Source organism: Bacillus sp. FJAT-49711 (genome assembly GCF_018343715.1).
Classification (GTDB): Bacteria; Bacillota; Bacilli; order Bacillales; family Bacillaceae_C; genus Lederbergia.
On the sequence record NZ_JAGYPL010000002.1, the window covers coordinates 1,256,685 to 1,257,990 of the forward strand.

The window sequence follows — 1,306 nt, forward strand, 5'->3', positions numbered from 1 at the left end:
CAGCCACAACACTGGCATGCCCATCCCATAATTACAACTTCACAAAATTATCGGATGAATCCTTAGTGAAAATATTTCTCCTTTCGACCCTCTTTCGCTGGGGTAGCCTTCGGGAAATCGAAGTAGCTATAAGGTCGAAAAAGCAGATCCAAAATGAACTCAAGATTGGCTCCATTAGTGCTTCTCAGATAAGCCGTCGGCTTAGGTCCTTGGATACAGCTGAGTTATCAGCCTTGTTGGGTCGCATCGCATGGAAATATTGGTCCATTAAGTCCAAGGCAAAAGGAATCCATTCAAATGTAGGGATATTACGTATCATTGATTCAACGTTCATAAAATTGCCCAACCAGGCTTCCGACTGGACGGCTGTATCAAAAGATTCCAGCGGGGTAAAATTGCATCTTTGTTTGGCCGTTGCCTCTTCCGACAGTGTGTTTCCTGAACGGATGATTCCTTCCACCTCCAATGTTGCGGATATAGATGCCGTCAATCATTTGATTGATTGTGACGATGCCACCTATGTCATGGATCGTGGATATGGTGAAAAAACTAAAATAGGCGGTTGGCTTAGCAGGGGCGTCAAGTTCTTAGTCCGTGTAAAAAAGACCTTTAAAGTTGAGACATTGAGAGAATATACCCCTGATGTACCTAATGTAACAAAGCATGCGAAAGTCTCGATAAGGACAAGGCCTGAAAGGTTGAAGCTCGTTGAATTTACGGATAACGAAGGCACATTTTTCCGAATCTTGACAAATCGCTTGGATTTAACTGAACAGGAGATCATGGATACCTATAAAAACCGATGGTTTATTGAGATTTTCTTCAAATGGTTAAAACAACATATTAAAGTAGAGCATCTATTCAGCCATTCGCCGATTGGAATATGGAATCAACTATTCCTTTCTCTCATTACCTTTGGATTGCTTGAGATATTAAAACTACTGAAACAGCCTAGAAAAACAGCTTGGCAATTTTTAAGGATCCTTCGCCAATATCTTTTGGATTCGTGGGATGAAGTAAACAGGGAATTTTATCGCCCTCAAAAAAGAAGCAAAGGAAGACAGAAGGTACCTAGTAAAATACCTATCCCACGAATATATGGTGAAAATGTAGCAATTGTCAGCCCGATTTCAAAGGATCATTACGTAAAGAAAGAAAAATAGAAAAGTAAATATTTACAAAAAAAGGGAACTGGGTCGAAATAGACTGAGCGTTACCTTTTTTTAAAAAATAGAATGAAAGCGACTGGAAAATTTTTACTTTTAAATCAAAAGTTACATTTATTGGTTATCGTGCAACACTAGTG

General features: G+C 39.4%; 1 protein-coding gene. It reads left to right on the plus strand.

Features of this window, described 5'->3' with window-relative positions:
• Positions 1 to 11: 11 nt before the first annotated feature.
• Positions 12 to 1,163, plus strand: a complete 1,152-nt coding sequence (locus KHA96_RS13345; protein ID WP_249315541.1) for an IS4 family transposase — start codon at positions 12 to 14, stop codon at positions 1,161 to 1,163.
• Positions 1,164 to 1,306 lie beyond the last annotated feature (143 nt).